Origin of the sequence: Prevotella sp. P4-98 (assembly GCF_002251405.1) — a bacterium.
Lineage (GTDB): Bacteria > Bacteroidota > Bacteroidia > Bacteroidales > Bacteroidaceae > Prevotella.
The window spans coordinates 1-1,411 of the sequence record NZ_NPJC01000089.1 but is presented as its reverse complement, the minus strand read 5'-3'; the positions used below and the strand labels follow the sequence as shown (position 1 = coordinate 1,411).

Below are 1,411 nucleotides of genomic sequence, written 5' to 3'. Positions count from 1 at the left end.
TGAACTGAACCCCAAAAGTTGGACACAACCAACAAGAATATGAAGTATAAGAAACGCTCATTGAAAGAACGTCTGGCTATCTGTCAGATGATTGAGAACGGAATGCCTGCGCAGACGATAAGAGAACTCACAGGCGTCAGTTTCTCTTTGCAACAGTTATGGCACCTCAACTACGAAATCTTCGGTAAAGCAGGACTCAAGAAACGCAAGTACAGGGTGTATTCTGAATCAGAAAAAATGTTTTTGATTCATGAATATCAGAAAAAAGATGTACCTTTGCTCCGGTTCTGTGTTGAGCACAAGGTTTCTCAGGTCCAGTTTAGAACCTGGTACAAAGCCTATCAGGCTGAGAGTCACTTGCCTTCCAGCACTTTGCCATTATCACACAAACCTCAGAAAATGGTATCAAAGAAGATAAATGACAGGCAGCTCAGTAAGGATGAGTTACTTGAAGAGCTTGCTTATCTCAGAGCAGAGAATGCGCTATTAAAAAAAGTAAAGGCTTTAATGGACGAAAGGGAGGCCCGAGAGCTAAAGACTGGGCACAAGCCATCCAATCATTAAGGCCAAAGCACGACCTCAAGCATCTGCTGAAGGTCGTAGGGATGGCTCGCTCAACTTTCTTCTATCACATCAAGCAGAAACAAGACAAGCACGAAGAAGTCTGTAAGAAGATAACAGACATATACGCCAGGAACAAAGGACGTTACGGGTACAGGAGAATATGCATTGAGCTCCGCAGTCAAGGCATTTGCATCAATCACAAGACTGTTGCAAGGCTTATGCAAAAAATGTCACTCCAGGCCAAGAGAAAAGTACGCCATTATCGGTCTTATAAAGGACAAATCGGCAAGACGGCACCTAATGTGCTTGAGCGTGATTTTAGCGCTACTGGTCCAAATCAGAAGTGGGCTACAGACGTTTCTCAGGTCAATATAAAAGATCGCAAGTGCTATCTGTCTACTATACTTGACCTCTGGAATGGAGAGATTGTCAGCTTTACGATATCAGACAGTCCGAACCTGAAGATGGTGACCGAGATGCTAAAGAAGGCTTTTGGCAACAAGGCCAACTATGCTGGCCTTATCATGCACTCTGACCAGGGCTGGCACTACCAGCACAAGGAGTATCAGAATATGCTTCAAGAAAGAGGCATTGTGCAAAGCATGTCAAGAAAGGGCAACTGTTTGGACAACTCCATGATGGAGAACTTCTTTGGACTGATGAAGAACGAACTACTATATGTAAACTCGTTCGATGATATCAAATGTTTCAAGAAGGAATTGGAGGAATATATCTCGTACTATAACAACAAGAGAATTAAGCTTAGGCTCGGCATGAGTCCTGTACAATACAGGAAACAACATCAAAACAAATAAGATAAACCGTCCAACTTTTTGGGGTCACATCA

2 protein-coding genes are annotated in these 1,411 nt (G+C 43.0%); both read left to right on the top strand.

Annotated elements, in window-relative coordinates; translation table 11 throughout:
* Window positions 1–39: 39 nt before the first annotated feature.
* Window positions 40–564, top strand: coding sequence for a transposase (locus tag CIK96_RS12995; protein ID WP_094440838.1), 525 nt, complete (start codon window positions 40–42; stop codon window positions 562–564).
* Window positions 486–1,379 carry an IS3 family transposase gene (locus CIK96_RS12990; RefSeq protein WP_144007542.1) on the top strand — a complete coding sequence of 298 codons (894 nt, stop codon included), beginning with the start codon at window positions 486–488 and terminating at the stop codon, window positions 1,377–1,379. The genes CIK96_RS12995 and CIK96_RS12990 overlap by 79 nt, the downstream gene beginning before the upstream one ends.
* The last annotated feature ends 32 nt before the right edge of the window (window positions 1,380–1,411 follow it).